The 13,823-nt window shown below is 62.3% G+C and carries 13 protein-coding genes; 1 reads left to right on the top strand and 12 read right to left on the bottom strand.

Annotation, left to right across the window (positions count from 1 at the left end; translation table 11 throughout):
- Nucleotides 1-97 precede the first annotated feature (97 nt).
- Nucleotides 98-505 (top strand): hypothetical protein, encoded by a 408-nt coding sequence (locus E8E95_RS04590; RefSeq protein ID WP_280348480.1) that lies wholly within the window; start codon nt 98-100, stop codon nt 503-505.
- Between the two features lie 43 nt (nt 506-548).
- On the opposite strand, the gene E8E95_RS04595 is transcribed toward E8E95_RS04590, so the two are convergent.
- From E8E95_RS04595 to E8E95_RS04650, 12 genes are all read right to left on the bottom strand, one after another.
- On the bottom strand, nt 549-854 hold the full coding sequence (locus E8E95_RS04595) for a hypothetical protein (RefSeq protein WP_280348482.1): 306 nt from the start codon (nt 852-854) through the stop codon (nt 549-551).
- A gap of 1 nt (nt 855) precedes the next feature.
- Nucleotides 856-1,647, bottom strand: coding sequence for a hypothetical protein (locus E8E95_RS04600; protein ID WP_280348484.1), 792 nt, complete (start codon nt 1,645-1,647; stop codon nt 856-858).
- A gap of 481 nt (nt 1,648-2,128) precedes the next feature.
- Nucleotides 2,129-3,349, bottom strand: coding sequence for a tyrosine-type recombinase/integrase (locus tag E8E95_RS04605; RefSeq protein ID WP_280348485.1), 1,221 nt, complete (start codon nt 3,347-3,349; stop codon nt 2,129-2,131).
- Between the two features lie 444 nt (nt 3,350-3,793).
- Nucleotides 3,794-5,599, bottom strand: coding sequence for a DUF927 domain-containing protein (locus E8E95_RS04610; RefSeq protein WP_280348487.1), 1,806 nt, complete (start codon nt 5,597-5,599; stop codon nt 3,794-3,796).
- A 330-nt stretch (nt 5,600-5,929) separates the two neighbouring features.
- Nucleotides 5,930-6,142, bottom strand: coding sequence for an AlpA family phage regulatory protein (locus tag E8E95_RS04615; protein WP_280348489.1), 213 nt, complete (start codon nt 6,140-6,142; stop codon nt 5,930-5,932).
- The gene (locus E8E95_RS04620; protein WP_280348491.1) at nt 6,135-6,410 is read right to left on the bottom strand and encodes an AlpA family phage regulatory protein; all 276 of its coding nucleotides are present in this window, start codon (nt 6,408-6,410) and stop codon (nt 6,135-6,137) included. The genes E8E95_RS04615 and E8E95_RS04620 overlap by 8 nt, the downstream gene beginning before the upstream one ends.
- Before the next feature lie 56 nt (nt 6,411-6,466).
- A complete protein-coding gene (locus E8E95_RS04625; RefSeq protein ID WP_280348493.1) occupies nt 6,467-7,036 on the bottom strand; it encodes a hypothetical protein in 570 nt (189 codons plus the stop codon).
- Complete coding sequence (locus tag E8E95_RS04630) at nt 7,033-8,274, bottom strand: integrase arm-type DNA-binding domain-containing protein (RefSeq protein ID WP_280348495.1); 1,242 nt, start codon at nt 8,272-8,274, stop codon at nt 7,033-7,035. Before E8E95_RS04630 ends, E8E95_RS04625 begins: the two co-directional genes overlap by 4 nt.
- Before the next feature lie 202 nt (nt 8,275-8,476).
- Entirely contained in the window at nt 8,477-10,516 is a 2,040-nt protein-coding gene (locus tag E8E95_RS04635; protein WP_348532571.1) for a FimV/HubP family polar landmark protein, read from the bottom strand.
- Nucleotides 10,517-10,881: 365 nt separating this feature from the next.
- Entirely contained in the window at nt 10,882-12,285 is a 1,404-nt protein-coding gene (locus E8E95_RS04640; RefSeq protein ID WP_280348499.1) for a DHA2 family efflux MFS transporter permease subunit, read from the bottom strand.
- The gene (locus E8E95_RS04645) at nt 12,285-12,719 is read right to left on the bottom strand and encodes a MarR family transcriptional regulator (RefSeq protein WP_179057776.1); all 435 of its coding nucleotides are present in this window, start codon (nt 12,717-12,719) and stop codon (nt 12,285-12,287) included. Before E8E95_RS04645 ends, E8E95_RS04640 begins: the two co-directional genes overlap by 1 nt.
- Nucleotides 12,720-12,794: 75 nt before the next feature.
- Entirely contained in the window at nt 12,795-13,811 is a 1,017-nt protein-coding gene (locus tag E8E95_RS04650; RefSeq protein ID WP_280348501.1) for a DUF2804 domain-containing protein, read from the bottom strand.
- Nucleotides 13,812-13,823: the final 12 nt, after the last annotated feature.

The following is a 13,823-nucleotide window of genomic DNA, read 5'->3' on the forward strand; positions in this document are numbered from 1 at the left end:
AAGGAGCGGCGTTTAAGGTTCACGAAAGCGTTCGGCCGGAGCCAAATTGAGGGAAGCTGTTGATGCGATCCCCAACATTCTTCGAAAGGAGGGAAGCATGAGGAACGCCATAGGAGGGGCCGTATTGCTGGCATTGGTTGGGTGCGCTACCTCCCCCATTTCGGCAGAGCAGGCCGACCAAGTCCCTAGCGATCGCCTGTATAGCTACCAAACCTCGTCGGATGGCCCTGCGCGCTTAGTAGTAACCCGCGACACTGGTTTCACTGGCAGTGCCTGCAATACAAGAGTATTGATCGACGGCCGCCTGGCCGCACTTATCGGACCAGGTGAGACCGCAGCATTCTACGTTCCCGCTGGCGGATTTATTCTCGCGGCAGAAGGCAACGCTGCCTGCTACACGGGGCTCAAGGAACGAGAAGTCGTCATCGAAAGCGGCAAAACTAAGCGGTATCGAATCTCTATCGATACATCGTTCAGCATGGACATCTCACCGACAGCCATGTGACCCCAGACGAAATTTGCCCACGGTAATTACGTCTATTGGCAGATCAGAACTGGGGGCCGGTGCATTGTCCGTTGAGCATCTGGCCATAGCAGGTCGATTGGGGCTGCGCTGCACCCGTACTGCCATGACACACGCCATTGACCACAGCGCCTATGCAATCCTGCGCGCGGTACACCGGCTGGCCGTATTGCTGTTGCATCTGCAATTGCTGCTGAGGTGGCGTTGTTTGTCGAGGTAAGTTCAGCGAATCGACCCATTGCAGGTAGTCACGGCGTGCCTCAATCATCTCCGCGCAGCCTGTCGTGGATATCGATGCCAGCGCCAGCAGGAACGGCATAAGTTTGTGCATGTCAGCCCCCTACTTCGCTGTTACCGGCTGATGAGGCTTCGGAAAACACCTGCCAATTATCCTCAAAGCCTTGGCTCACCAAAACAGACCATTGAAAGCCAGGGAACTTCACGTCGAGAAACCACTTGGAGAACCGCTCAGGCTCATCAGCCAGCGAAGCGCCGGGGACGATGGCGTACTGAGGCGACACACCGACCTTATTCAGCACGACGAAGACATACACACAGTCGCGCTGAACCTTCTGGTGATTGATGGGGAAAGCCCCGCGCTTTCGGATCGACTTCACCTGAACCTTGTACATTCGGCCCGTGTCGGGGTTATGGGCGAGCAGATCTATTGCCTTGGCATTACCGAAGGTGATCGACGTTTGCAAGCCGCGTTTCAACAGCTCGGCAGCCACGAAAAGTTCACCCGAGAGGCCCGTGACTTGCCCGTCCACTCGTTTCTTGATGGTCATTGCGCAACCCCCAGTGCCCTGACGCCCAGGTTGAAGAAGTGCTGAGAGATGGAGGTTTTGCTCATGTGGCCTCGCTGGTCCGATAGCATGGCCGCGATGGCGGCCACCTGAAACACTCCTGCCCCTATCGGCTGTCACTGACCTCGCCATGGTCCGACGGGCCAGCGACAAGAATGGTGACGAAGCGCTAAGCACCTGCGACAGGCACAGGTAGTCGCCGAGAACCACGTCGAGGGTGTCGTCTAACAGGACCATTTGCCCGGTCCGCTCACCGTGGCAGTCGGTGACGATGTCATCATCGACCTCGATCTGGACCTTGACCTTGATCTCGATCAAATCGACCGGCCCGGTATAACGGCGCGTCCTGGGTGGACCCGGTGACACCGATCACCATGAAGAGCGTGAACACCGTCATCTTCGACCGGGGAAGCCGCGATTTCCCGCCGTTTTTCTCGCAAGTGCCTGATTTGGCGAGAAATATGACAGCAGGATAAATACGATATCGGTGCAGAAACGCCCCTTAGCGCGGGCGGGCGATAATTTAGCGCTATTCGGGCTCCTTTCGCTGACCGAGCAAACCCGCGCCGCAGAGCCGCATATCGCCTCTTCAGAAATTTAACGCCTTGGAGGTGGCGGACCTTTCCGCCCACCACCCGACAACCCCCGGCCTAGACGGCCATTCCCTATTTCCACCGCGCCACCCGCACGGAAAAGCCTATTAGAAACACCCGCGAAAAACACACGAAAAAAACATCATTTTACAGGCGGCACCCCGCTTCCCCTGGCACAGCCATCTAGCTCGCCATGTTCCAGGTGGTCAGGTTTTCTCCGCGTCGCACACACCGGCCAGCAGACCGCCCAGGTCCAGACTCGCTCCCCCGGCATTGCCGACGCCCTGCCAGCGTTCCAGCGCCTCCCGCTTCAGCCTGGACAGGTCCGCCTGCACATAGGTCGCGGACAGCCCCGGCATCGCGTGATTCAGCAGCAGCTCCGCCACCAGGTAGTCCACCCCCAGCAGCGCCCACCCGGCCCGCGCCATCTTGCGCAGGTCATGACTGGACCACGCCCCACCACTCACCGCGCGGATCGCCTCCTGCGCTGCCGACGACGACAGCGGCTGCCCCCGCTCCCCTGGAAACAGGAAGACACTGGTCTTCCACGCCTGCCCGCTCTGATACCGACGCAGCAGCGCCACCAGCGCGGGCGGCAGCGGCAACTCCAACTGGGTCCGCGTCTTGGTGCACTCCGCCGGAATCACCCACCATCCGGCCCCCAGGTCGAAGTCCGACCAGCGGGCCCGCCGCGTTTCCCCCACCCTTGCCCCGGTGGCCAGCATCAGCAGCGGCAGCATGGCGGCGCTCGGCTTACTCGGGAACAACGCGACCAACTCAGCCGCCAGGGCCGGCGCATCCTTCGGCAGCAAGCGCGCTTCCTTCGGCTTCAGCGAACCCAATCCGAAGTCGCTGACCTTCACACCCTCCAGGGGATTCCCCGGCAGCAGGCGCAATGCCTGCGCCGCGTGGATGGCCGCGACCAACATCCGATAGCCGTGCACCACGGTGGCCGGTGCCAGGGTCCGACGCATCGGCTGTATCAGCAGCCGGTCCACCAACGCCCGGTCGAGTGCGGCCAACAGCACCGGCCCCAGGCGCGGCAGCAGCCAGTTGCCGAACATCGAGCGATAGCCCGCCTTGCGACTCCCGGACACCATCCGATCATTCAGCAGCCGGTTCAGATGCCAGGCCAGCAGATCGCCCACGGTGAGCAACGCCCCGGTCATTCTGGTCGGCTGCGCCCCGCCAGCCCGCACTGAGCGGATGGCCGGCAAGGCTTCCTCGAAATCACCCCAGCCCATCGCCGGCCAGTTGCCGGCCTTCCTCCACTTGCCGTCATGCCGCACGTCCCAGGTGCCTTGCCGGCGGTCCTGGCGGAATCGCAGCCGCACGTCCGGATACCGCGCATCGCGCAAGTCGCGCACGTCCTCATCTGCCGCCGCGCGCCGGATCGCTGCATCACCGAAGTTCACGTACTCAGTCATACCCATCGAACACCTCGCTACCTGACCACTGATCGCGGCGCCTGGCAGTCAGTCGCTAACGCGCTGCGCTTGTTGGGCGTCTGTCAGCGCCGCGCCCTTCGGTCACGGCACCGTCAGCCACCTTGATCTACTGAACCACACCATCACTTTTGATCTAAAAAGCTGAAGCGATGCCGCAAAAAGGCTTCCACCTCCCAAGGACAGTGGGAACAGTGGGAACAATGAAAAAAAGCCGCTCTATTTCGGCCATTTCAGGCTGTTCCCAGTTCCTTTACCTACTGGGAACAGTGGGAACAAATAGCGCTCTTTGTTCCCACTGTTCCCACTGTGTTCCCACTTCACCACCTACACGCTAATCGCTGAACGCCCCGTATTTACTGGTCCTCCTGAGTTCTGTTCCCACTGTTCCCACGGTTTTTTGAACTCACCTAGCCCAAAGCTGAATCAATCGATTTGCTCGAATTCAAGTTGGTTCGAATCGATGACGTAGACACGTACAAGACCTTCCCCCTTGATACGGACCCGTTTGGTCAGGTGGGGGCCACTGTCGCGTTCGACTAGCGCCCCGGCACCATCCAGGGCGGCACCTATCCGCTTGAGGTCATAGCCCGGCGCGGCTTCGCCCAGCGCCTCAGGCGTGAGCAGAAACACACGATCTTCCCCGAGTTCTCGCCACCACCCCGCACGATTGGCGACCGGCGCCGCCTCTATGTCACCAAGCCGGGCAAAACGGTCGGGGTGACGTGTGATGAACGCAGCTACGCGGCGCCTGATCTTGGTGTCTTCGGACTGGCCCGGCCCTCTGGCGCCTGCCCATTGCCCGTACAGCTCCAGCATGGCGGCCAGGGCGGCGCCTTTCGGCCACGGCAGCAACCCGGCATCTGTAGCCAGCTCACCGGCCAAGGCGGCCACTGCAAACCGCGCAGCAGCCCTGCCGGCCTGCCCGCCAGACTCGGGGAATGATTGCAGCAGGTCGGCATGGGCAGCGCGCAGCAATTCCATACCTTCAGCCCCGGCGAGCAGCTGCACCAGGTGCCCGACAAAGGCCGGGCCAATATGGCCGTAATGCTGGCCGGTGGCTCCGTGGAGGTGGTCAGCAAAGGGGCGACCGGCACCCTTGCAGGCACTGGCGTTGGTGGCGTCATGCGCCAGGGCCAAGTCATGCAAATTGTCGAAGGCCCCATAGCGGCGATAGGCAGGCACATCCAGCAGGCGCAAGTCCTGGCCGGGCTTGCTGGCCTTTCCACCACATTCCATGTGCCGGCCCACGGTCTGCTCACCCGTTGAAAGCACTATGACGCGCCAGCGCTGCGGGGCCAGTGAATGGCCGGTCACGCCACCGCGTTGCCTGCCCGTGCCATTCGCCAGAGCGTAAATGGTGTCGCCCACGGTCTGCGGGTTGGCCTCTCCTATCTCGTCCAGGGCCAGCAGGGTGTCATTGCGCAGAGTCGCCAGCCCTTCCAGGCCGGTGCTGGTCGCATTCCACGTGCGTCGAAAGTCGCGTGGCCGGCCCCACACGCTGGCCGCTACGTCCAGGGCAATGGTCTTGCCGCTGGAGCTGTCTCCGTACAGGTGGAACCCACCGCCTTGGCGGCCCAGCGGCGACAGCAGCGGTCCTGCCAACGCGGCGCAGGTGGCAAGGATCAACACTGGATTGCCCACACACAGCGAACCTATATCAGCCTGCCAGCCGGCCAGCGTGCCACCCATGGCGTAGTCATGACCGCCCGCCTGGGCGGACTGAAACACCACGTCGCAAGCGGCGCCGCCGATCATCCGGCCCGGCATCACAAACAGGCCCGGCCCATGCCAGCCGGTGCGAGTGGCGGCCAGCGCATGGCGCGCGGGCTCGCTGCTCATCAGGTAGCCCATAAGCGCTTGCCGTTGCTTTGGCTCGATGATGACGCCCAGGCTCAGCAGTGCTGAGCGCAGTTCGAGGCCATCGCCGGCCAATAGCGCCATCGGAGCCGCCCATTCACGCGAATGACGGGACGTGCGTGGGAGCAGTCGCAGCAGCAGACCATGGTTAGCGCCATGCTCGTCAGAGGTCACGGCCACTACTTCCAGCGGCGAGCATATCCGCGTGTCAATTTCCGCGTTGTCGCGGTCGCGGATGTCGTGGAAATACAAACCGGGCCTGAGAATGTGCCCCCGCCCGGCCTGCACTGCCTCCCAATGGCAGGCATAACCTGGACGTGTCGGATTAAATGGGCGGATTGGGCAGATATTGGAATCATCGCCACCACTCATTGGACACCACTTCGACTGTGCGCAGGGAGGTGATGAACGCCCGTGCCGTGGGGAAGCCTAGTGCTCCAGCAGTAGGTGCCGTCCGGATTGAGCAGATACCACCCACTCGCATGGCCTGGGGGGTCGCCTGGGACGGGCAAATGGTGCGGCTTGCCGTCAGCAATAAACTCAACAGCCACCGGCCCGCAGTGGGCCTCTATCTCGTCTTGAAGACTCATCTGAATCACCCTCGAACGATTGTCGAAGGCCGGGCAAGGTGCGACGATGACTACGCCGAACACTGAGGCAAACCAGTGTCAGGCACAGCCGGACGCCCTACGTCCGGCTTTTTTATGCGCGGGAGGCGGCGCACCTGCTCTTATGGATTTGCTCATTCACCCAGCCATTGACTTCATGCTCAAGCCAGCCGACGGCACCACCAGCGCCGAGCTGAACCTGCTGCGGGAATGTCCGATTCAGGGTGTATTTGTAGACCGAGGAACGGCCTAGGCCGGTCCGCTTTATGACTTCCTCGATACGCATCACGCGCAGATTGTCAGTCATGGGCCTGCTCCACTACGCGGCACCCTTTGAGACGGCGGGGGCGGGGCGTGTTGACGGGATGGCGGGAGTCGCCGCGCGCCTTAAGCCAAGCGTCTATCTCAAAGTCCAACCAGGCCACGGAAACACTGTCGCCAAGCTTGATTGGCTTCGGGAAAGTGCCCTTTTTTACGGCCTGGTAGATGAAGCTGGATTGCAGTCCCACGCGGGCTATGACATCGCGCAGGCGCAGCAGGAAAACGGGGTGCGTATCGGGGGGATTGGTGTCCATGTTCGCTCCTCGCGAATCAATGGCGCGTAACTCATTTCGCGCCGTGGACATCGATACTATTGCCGATTTTTTGGCCTGTGTTGCACGTCAATTAGGTGCCTGAATTTCCGTGCGAATGCACCTGGCTCGTCAGGCATTTCACCGGCCCTCATCAGACAATTACGAAAATCGCGATGAAGAGAAAGCCAGCCCCGTCCTTCATCATCCAGGCGGGTGGATTCATTCCTCAGTACTTGTCCACCATTCGAATGTTTGACCAGTGACGCCCACGGCTCCTCGCAAGCCAAGCGCTTGCATGCCTCAGTGATCGTAATCCCCAACACCTGAAGTTCTTCAATACTCAGCACCAATAACGCGCGAGTGCATGGGCTCCAAACCGTTTCCCTGCCGGGGCCCTTGCCGATGACAACCTGGAAACCGGGCACATGATCTAGGGCGAGGCTCCAGACTGCCGCCGTACAAGCTCCAGCCTCAAGCCCGTATTCCTCAAGCAGCAGGTTCATCTTGCGCGACAGCTCAGGTAGAGGAGCGTCGAGCCATGCTTCTTGCTGCTCTGGTGTCACCAGCAGCCCCGGCGGCTCAAGACGAATTGGCTTTGCCAAGTCACCCTTGTATTTGCGGGTCATGCTTCGGACCTGGCGAACGCACCGTGAATAACGTTCGCCGCAGGCGGCGTGGTAGCGAAGTTTGCCCATACCTGCATCAGCTCGCGGCGCTTCTCCAGCAGGTTGCTGCGGCTGTAGGCGGCCTCGGTCTTGTCGCGCTCATCATGCGCCAGCGCCAGCTCGCAGACCTCGCGGGGGAAGTGGGTGCATTCGCTGGCCCAGGTGCGGAAGGTGGCCCGAAAGCCGTGGGTGGTGATGTCGGGCTGCTCCAGGGCGCGCAGCAACTGGAGGAACGCGATTCGTCCCATGACGCCCGACTTGCCAGTACCGGGAAACAGGTAGGGGCTGCCCACCGTGCGCGGGATGGTGCGCAGCAGTTCAACGGCCTGCTCTGGCAATGGGATGGAAAAGGCCTGCCGAGTCTTCATCCGATCTGGCGGCAGGTTCCAGGTGGCAGATTCCAGGTCGAACTCATCCCAGGTCGCCAAACGCACCATACCCGCCCGCGCCGCGGTCAGGATCACCAGTTGCAGTGCCTGAGAATCGCGGTCATTGGCGGCGTCCAGCTTGACCATGAACGCGGGTAGCTCGCGCCAAGGCATCGACGGATGATTGGTCTTCTGCGCAGCCCGCTTCTTGTCCGCGCGACTCAGCAGGTTGTCCAAATGGCCGCGCCAGCGGGCAGGGTTCTCGCCAGTTCGTAGGCTCAGAGCCTTGGCAGAGTCCAAGACGCTTTCAATCTGGCCCCGGACCTCGACAGCCGTTCTAGGCTTCGCGTTCCAGATCGGGCGCAAAACGCGCAAAACGTGCTCAGTCTCAACTTTGTCAGGGGATAGCTCACCCAGGATCGGGAAGGCATAGCGTTCCAGCTTCGACAGCCAGCCGGCGCGCCAAGCTTTGGTTACATGCTCGAAATGCGCCCGGTGGTAATCCTCCGCCAGTGATTTGAAGGTGACGGCCTTGGCTTTTTCAGCCTTCCGCTGCTCCTTCTGGCGCTGCTGCTCTGCCTTGCGCTCGTCCAGCGGGTCACGGCCCTGCATGATGAGCGAGCGCGCCTCAGTGGCCGCCAGCCGTGCGGCCTTGAGCGCAACGGTCGGATACGGGCCAAGCCCCATATCCCGGCGCTTGCCACCGAGCTGATAGCGCAGCAGCCATGACTTGCCACCGGCATTGTTCACGACGAGGTACAGCCCGTCACCGTCCAGATACCGGCCCGGCTCGCTCAAGTGCTCAACCTGTTTGGGGTTCAATCCGCTCATGCTACTTCCTCAATGCTTAAGCCTGACCCCACACTCAACCCCACACTTTTTTGCGGGATGCGGTAGATACTGGCGGGACGCTGGAGACACGATAGTAGCTGAAAGCCCCAGTATTCAATAGGTCTAGCGGAGTAGCATGGACAACTGCGGAAATGAAAAAGCCCGGACCAGGTCCGGGCTTTTTCATTTGGTTTGAGACGCTTCAGGCGATCTTCGCCAGGAGGTCACGCGCTTCCTGTTTCTGCTGGTCGTCGCCTTCGCTGATGACCTCGTTGAGGATGCTGCACGCTGCTTCGATATTGCCTTGCTTGATGTAGGCGAGCGCCATGTTCAGCTTGGTGAGGTTTTCCTGGCGGGCATCCAGCATGTCCAGTTCTTCCAGACTGACCATGGGATCGACGAACTCGGCGGTGAGTTCGTCCAGGCTTTCGGCCTGGGCCAGTTCCGGCAGCTCGCCGAAGGGGCTCAGGGTGTCGGCGTCGAGGGTCATCTCGAAGACTTCCGGCAGCTCCTGGAGATTGGTCGGGAAGCCCAGGTCGTCTTCCACAGTCGCGAAGGCCTGGACCACAGTCGCCTTGCGCTTGGGCTCGGCGGTCTTGAACGGGCTGACCTGTTCCCAGTCGGCATCCAGTGGATAGCCGTCGAAGTCGGCTTGCGCGCCCTCGATGGGCTCGTTGCTGGCCTCGGCGAGAGCCGGAGCCGCTTCGTCCAGTACGAACACCGGCTCGCTCGGAGCCACCGAACCCAGATCCGTATAACGGGCACAGATGGCGGCCAGACGTCCTTCATCGGCATGCAGGTCGCGCAGCGCGGCCTCTTCGAGGGTGAAGGCCACCGTGTCACGCAGCTCGCCCAGCACTTCCAGCAGGCGATAACGCAGCTCCAGGCGCTGCGGCTCCTGCGCAACAGCTGGACGCAGCACAGCCAGGGCTTCGCGCCAGCGGCCGTAAGCGATGTAGATATTGGCGCCTTCCAGTGCGTCGGAATTGAGCTTGGCGACGGGCATTGCGACAACGACCGGCGACACCGCGACGGGTGCGACCGGCGCGGGCTTCGGCATTGCCGGGGCCACTGGCTGCACTTCCTCGCGACGATGCTGGAAGGCCACCTTGGCCTTGCCGGTGGTCTGGGCTTCTTCCAGTTCCTGCTCCTGAGCCTCGCGACGGGAACGACGCAGCAGCACCCAATCCAGCAGGAACAACAGCACCAGACCGGAAACCATGATCGCCCACCAGACCGGGCTGATACCGGAGCTGCCTGACTGCACAGGAGCGAGCGAAGTCTGCTCGGCTGCCTGGGCGGCAGGAATGATTGCAGGTGCGGGCGCTGGCTGGGCTTTCGGTGCCTCGCTTGTCACTGGAGGAGTGGCGATCTGCTGGACTTGCTGCTGCAGCGAGGTCATCTGTTGGTCGCTGCCGCTCAATTGCTCTTGCATGGCGTCCAGCTTCGCCTGGAGCTCGGCGATGTGCTGGCGCAGTTCTGCACGTTCGGCCTCACCCTGCGCGAGGCTGGAATCCACTCGCTGCTGGGCCTGCGTCAGTTCGTCGAGAGTCGGCCCCGACGGTGCGGCGATCACGGGTGCTGCCACCTGGATCTCAGTCGGTGCAGCGACAGGCGCTACAGCGACGGGAGCACCGCTCTGCACGGCACTATCGGGCAGCAGCAGGGATTGGCCGGCATGCAGACGATTCAGGTCGCCATCCGGGAACGCCTGTGGATTAAGGGCGTAGATGCCATCCAGCATCTGCTGCTGGGTCATGCCACTGCCTGCGCTCAAGCGCTTGGCGATCGCCCAGAGGCTGTCACCTCGTGCGACCTGGTAATGCTTGCCCTGGGTAGCGGCAGGTGCCGGCTTGGGTTGTACCGGTGCGGCGGGGGTGGTTGCGACAATCGCCTCACGCAGCGGTTCGACCGGTGCGGTGCTTGCGGTGTAGGCCGAACCGGGCGGATCCAGCAGCAGGGTGTATTCGCGCAGCAGCTTGCCATTGGGGCGAGCCACTTCGACGATGAAATTCAGATAAGGCTCACGGACGGGCTGGTTGGAAAGCACGCGAATGCGGCTGCCCGAGCCACGGATCACGGGGCTGAAACGAAGGTCGTTGAGAAAGATGAAGCGGTCGACACCGGCACGGTCGAAGTCATCGGACGAAGCCAGCCTGACCTTGATCTCGCTGTCGTTGAGGTCGCCGACTTCGAGTAGTTCGATTTCGGCATCCAGTGGCTGGTTCAGGGCGGAGTGCAAGGTGATTTCGCCTAGCCCCAGAGCTGGCACCAGGCCTGAATAAAGTGCAGAGCCTGAAGCAAGTGTCAGCAGGAGCTTGTGAACCCTCGCCATACGTCCTCCCCGGTCACGCGTATTCGCGAGTCGCACCTCTGATGTCCCGCCCGGGCATCCTCGAAGTGACGCGAAAATTCGTTGACCTCAAAACTACAATGATAGCGGGATGCCGCTCCTTATCCATCCCACGCAAGACCAGATCTGACGGGCGTCCTGCACCTTCATCCAGAATAATGGCAGCTGGCCACAAAGCTGTTCTGTAGCTTACTCCACTATAGGAAAAAATTAACCAGGGTCTTGACAAAATTTTCGTCGTGCGATTTGCACGTTCAGGACCTTGCAGAGCGCACGCCCCAGGCGGGTGCCACCGCCATCAGGAAGAGCAGCGCAACCAGCCAGAAGCTCTGTTCGAACGCGAGTGCTTCAGCCGCTGCGTTCCCCCCTTCTGCCCCATGGCGCCACTCCAGGAAGAAGGTCAGCAGGTTGACCCCAAAGGCGCCACCCAACTGGCGCACGAAGGTGATCGCGCCGGCCCCCAGGGCCAGTTCCTCGGCACTCAGGACATCCAGGGCTCCGGTGCTCATGGCAGGCAGGAGCAACCCGAGCCCCAAACGCCCCACGCAGGCCCATCCGCACAGCGCCAGGAAAGAAGCTCCCTGGCCAGCCAGTCCCAACGCTGCTGACGAGACTGCGAATACCAGCAGGCCGAACACCAGCATCGAGGCAGCCGAGAGGCGGTCGCTGGCCCAGCCGCCGAGAAAAGAGGCCAGCCCCAGCACCACGCCGGTTGGCAGTAGCAGAAGACCTGCCTGTCCGGCGCTGTAGCCTTCTACCGTCTGCAGGAAAAGTGGAATCAGGTACGTGGAGCCGTACAACCCCAGCCCAAGCACCAGAGCGACCCAGCTTGCCTTGCGAAACGCGGGATGGCGCCACAGTTGCAACGGCAGCAGTGGCCGCTCGCAGGCGCGGCTCCGCCGCAGGAAGAGCACAGCGCAACCCATGCCCAGCAACCCGGGTATCCATGCGCTGGGCGCCATCCAGCCAAAGCGCTGTGCTTCGGCCAAGGCACCCAGCAGGGCGAACAGCGCAACACTCAGCAGGGCGAAGGCGCGGAGGTCCACGCCAGGGGTATTGCGGTCGCGTACGCTGGGCATCAACCACTGGGCTCCCAGCAGCGCCAGCAGGCAGAGAGGCAAGGGAAGCCAGAACACCGCCTCCCAGCCGAAGTGGTCGATCAGATAGCCGCCGATGGTGGGCCCGAGGGTCGGCGCCACCATGATGCCCAGTCCATAGATACCCAGGGCCAGGCCACGCCCGCCTTCGGAATAGACACGGAAGATCAGTACCATCGCCAACGGCTGGATGATGCCGGCGCAAGCGCCCATGACGATGCGCAGGGCAATCAGCTGCCAGGCCGCATCCGCTACCAGCGCCATCAAGGAAGCCAGGCTGAACAGGCCAAGCCCGAGCTGCACGGTGCGCCGGGCACCCAGCCTGGACTGACACCAGGCGGCCAGCAGCAAGCCCGCCGTCATCGCGGCGAGGAACCCGGTTGAAAGCCATTGCGCCAACGGCCGGCCGATATCGAAGTCGGACATGATCGCCGGCAGTGCGACATTGATGCTGGTGGAAGCGAGGATCATCGCCATGCTGCCGAGCATCAGCAGGCCCAGCAGCCATTGCGGATAGCGAGCGCCGAAGCGCTCGTGCAGCGCTTCCAGGTCCTGCCCCATCAGAGGCGGTCCAGGTTCGCCAGAATCCTTGCGTGAACCTGTTGGCAATGGCGCAACTCTTCATCTTCGATACCGTCGAAGAGTTCCTGGCGCAATTGACTGGAGATGGCTTCGATCTTCTCGATCAGGGGGCGGGCCGGAGGGCACAGGGCGATCTTCTTCGCGCGCCGGTCTTCGACGACGGCCATGCGCTGGATCAGGCCCTGCGCTTCGAGGCTGTCCAGCAGGCGAGCCAGGGTCGGGCCTTCGACGCCGACGCTCTTGGCCAGCTCGCGCTGGGTCGGGGATTCATCGAAACGGGAGAGGTGCAGCAGCACCAGCCAGCGCGCCTGGGACAGGCCCATGCCGGCCAGGCGACGGTCGAGTTCAGCGCGCCATGCGCGGGACATCTGCGCGAGTTGCATGGCGAAACGGTGTTGATCGGGGTAGGACATCGAATTGACTCGGACTTCTTATACTAATAATTAGCCAGCTAACCATAGCCGAAAGCCGCGAGCAAGCCCCTCCCCCTACCACTTCACATACTGGTCCTCGACGAATCCCCACATTTTTTCGATCCGGACTGGCGCGCGCCCCGCCGGGCGCAGCGTGCCGCTAAAGCGCCCGAATACTTGCTTGAAATTGCTTGCAATGAAACCGAGGTCAAGTCGCTCCTCGTGCAGCCCCTCGCCCTCGAAGGTGAGCTCGACCTGACCATCGTGAGAAGCGATGGACCAGGTCCTCAGCGGCTGGTCGCGATCGAAGGTGAAGCGCACGGTATCGACCTTGAGCAATTCCCCATCCAGCCAGAAGCAGTTCTCGGTGAAGCTCGTCTCGTTCACCCCGCAGGACAGGTTCAGGCCGACCCGCAGCCCATCAGCCAGCCCGGACAGGCAGGCCCAGTTCCAGTTGGTTTCCGGGCGCATGTAGCCCGCCGACCAGTCGTGATGAGCGAAGGCGCCGATCTGCGCCAGATCGAAGTTGCCCAGGGCGCTGCTCACCTGGCCATGGCAGGTGACTCCCGCCACCTTCTGCGCGTAGACCCAGCCATTCACGGCCGTCGGCGTGCAGATGCACATGGGCTGGAAGGCCGGCTCCCGTTCAGTGAACCAGGCGTCGATGCGAGTGCCGTCGTCCAGCTCCACCAGCAGGCGCTTCTGTGCCAGATCCGCGCGATTCTCCAGGCGCAGCAGGTTGCGGCCCTGACGCAGTTCGCAAACACCCTCATCCGGCGTTTGGGAAAACGTGGTCCCGAAGCCCAGCGGCAGCTTGAACTGGCGCTCGATCATGCGGCCGCTGGCCGGATGGAAGAGATAAACGAAGCCGACCCCCACCAGGCTCAGGTTGGCCAGGGCGCAGCCGCCGATCAGTTCGTCACTGAGCAAGCCGAAGTACTGGAACTGGTGAAAGCGCCGCCACTTCGCCAGAGCCCCCAGGCGCCGCCCCATGGGCGAGCGGAAGTCGAAATCGCGGTAGTTGATGAGGCCCGGCGCGGCGGGAAATATGCCGTAATGCGGCTGGCCGTCGGCCTGGATCAGCTTGTCCATGCGGATCGCTCG

The organism is Pseudomonas sp. BN414, assembly GCF_029871275.1.
Classification (GTDB): Bacteria; Pseudomonadota; Gammaproteobacteria; order Pseudomonadales; family Pseudomonadaceae; genus Metapseudomonas; species Metapseudomonas resinovorans_C.

What these genes read in the sequence shown, in the direction of transcription:
- E8E95_RS04590 (WP_280348480.1), top strand. Translation starts at nt 98, where the DNA reads ATGAGGAACGCCATAGGAGGGGCCGTATTGCTGGCATTGGTTGGGTGC.
- E8E95_RS04645 (WP_179057776.1), bottom strand. Translation starts at nt 12,719, where the DNA reads ATGTCCTACCCCGATCAACACCGTTTCGCCATGCAACTCGCGCAGATG.
- E8E95_RS04625 (WP_280348493.1), bottom strand. Translation starts at nt 7,036, where the DNA reads ATGACCCGCAAATACAAGGGTGACTTGGCAAAGCCAATTCGTCTTGAG.
- E8E95_RS04595 (WP_280348482.1), bottom strand. Translation starts at nt 854, where the DNA reads ATGCACAAACTTATGCCGTTCCTGCTGGCGCTGGCATCGATATCCACG.
- E8E95_RS04610 (WP_280348487.1), bottom strand. Translation starts at nt 5,599, where the DNA reads ATGAGTGGTGGCGATGATTCCAATATCTGCCCAATCCGCCCATTTAAT.
- E8E95_RS04630 (WP_280348495.1), bottom strand. Translation starts at nt 8,274, where the DNA reads ATGAGCGGATTGAACCCCAAACAGGTTGAGCACTTGAGCGAGCCGGGC.
- E8E95_RS04605 (WP_280348485.1), bottom strand. Translation starts at nt 3,349, where the DNA reads ATGACTGAGTACGTGAACTTCGGTGATGCAGCGATCCGGCGCGCGGCG.
- E8E95_RS04650 (WP_280348501.1), bottom strand. Translation starts at nt 13,811, where the DNA reads ATGGACAAGCTGATCCAGGCCGACGGCCAGCCGCATTACGGCATATTT.
- E8E95_RS04615 (WP_280348489.1), bottom strand. Translation starts at nt 6,142, where the DNA reads ATGACTGACAATCTGCGCGTGATGCGTATCGAGGAAGTCATAAAGCGG.
- E8E95_RS04640 (WP_280348499.1), bottom strand. Translation starts at nt 12,285, where the DNA reads ATGGGGCAGGACCTGGAAGCGCTGCACGAGCGCTTCGGCGCTCGCTAT.
- E8E95_RS04620 (WP_280348491.1), bottom strand. Translation starts at nt 6,410, where the DNA reads ATGGACACCAATCCCCCCGATACGCACCCCGTTTTCCTGCTGCGCCTG.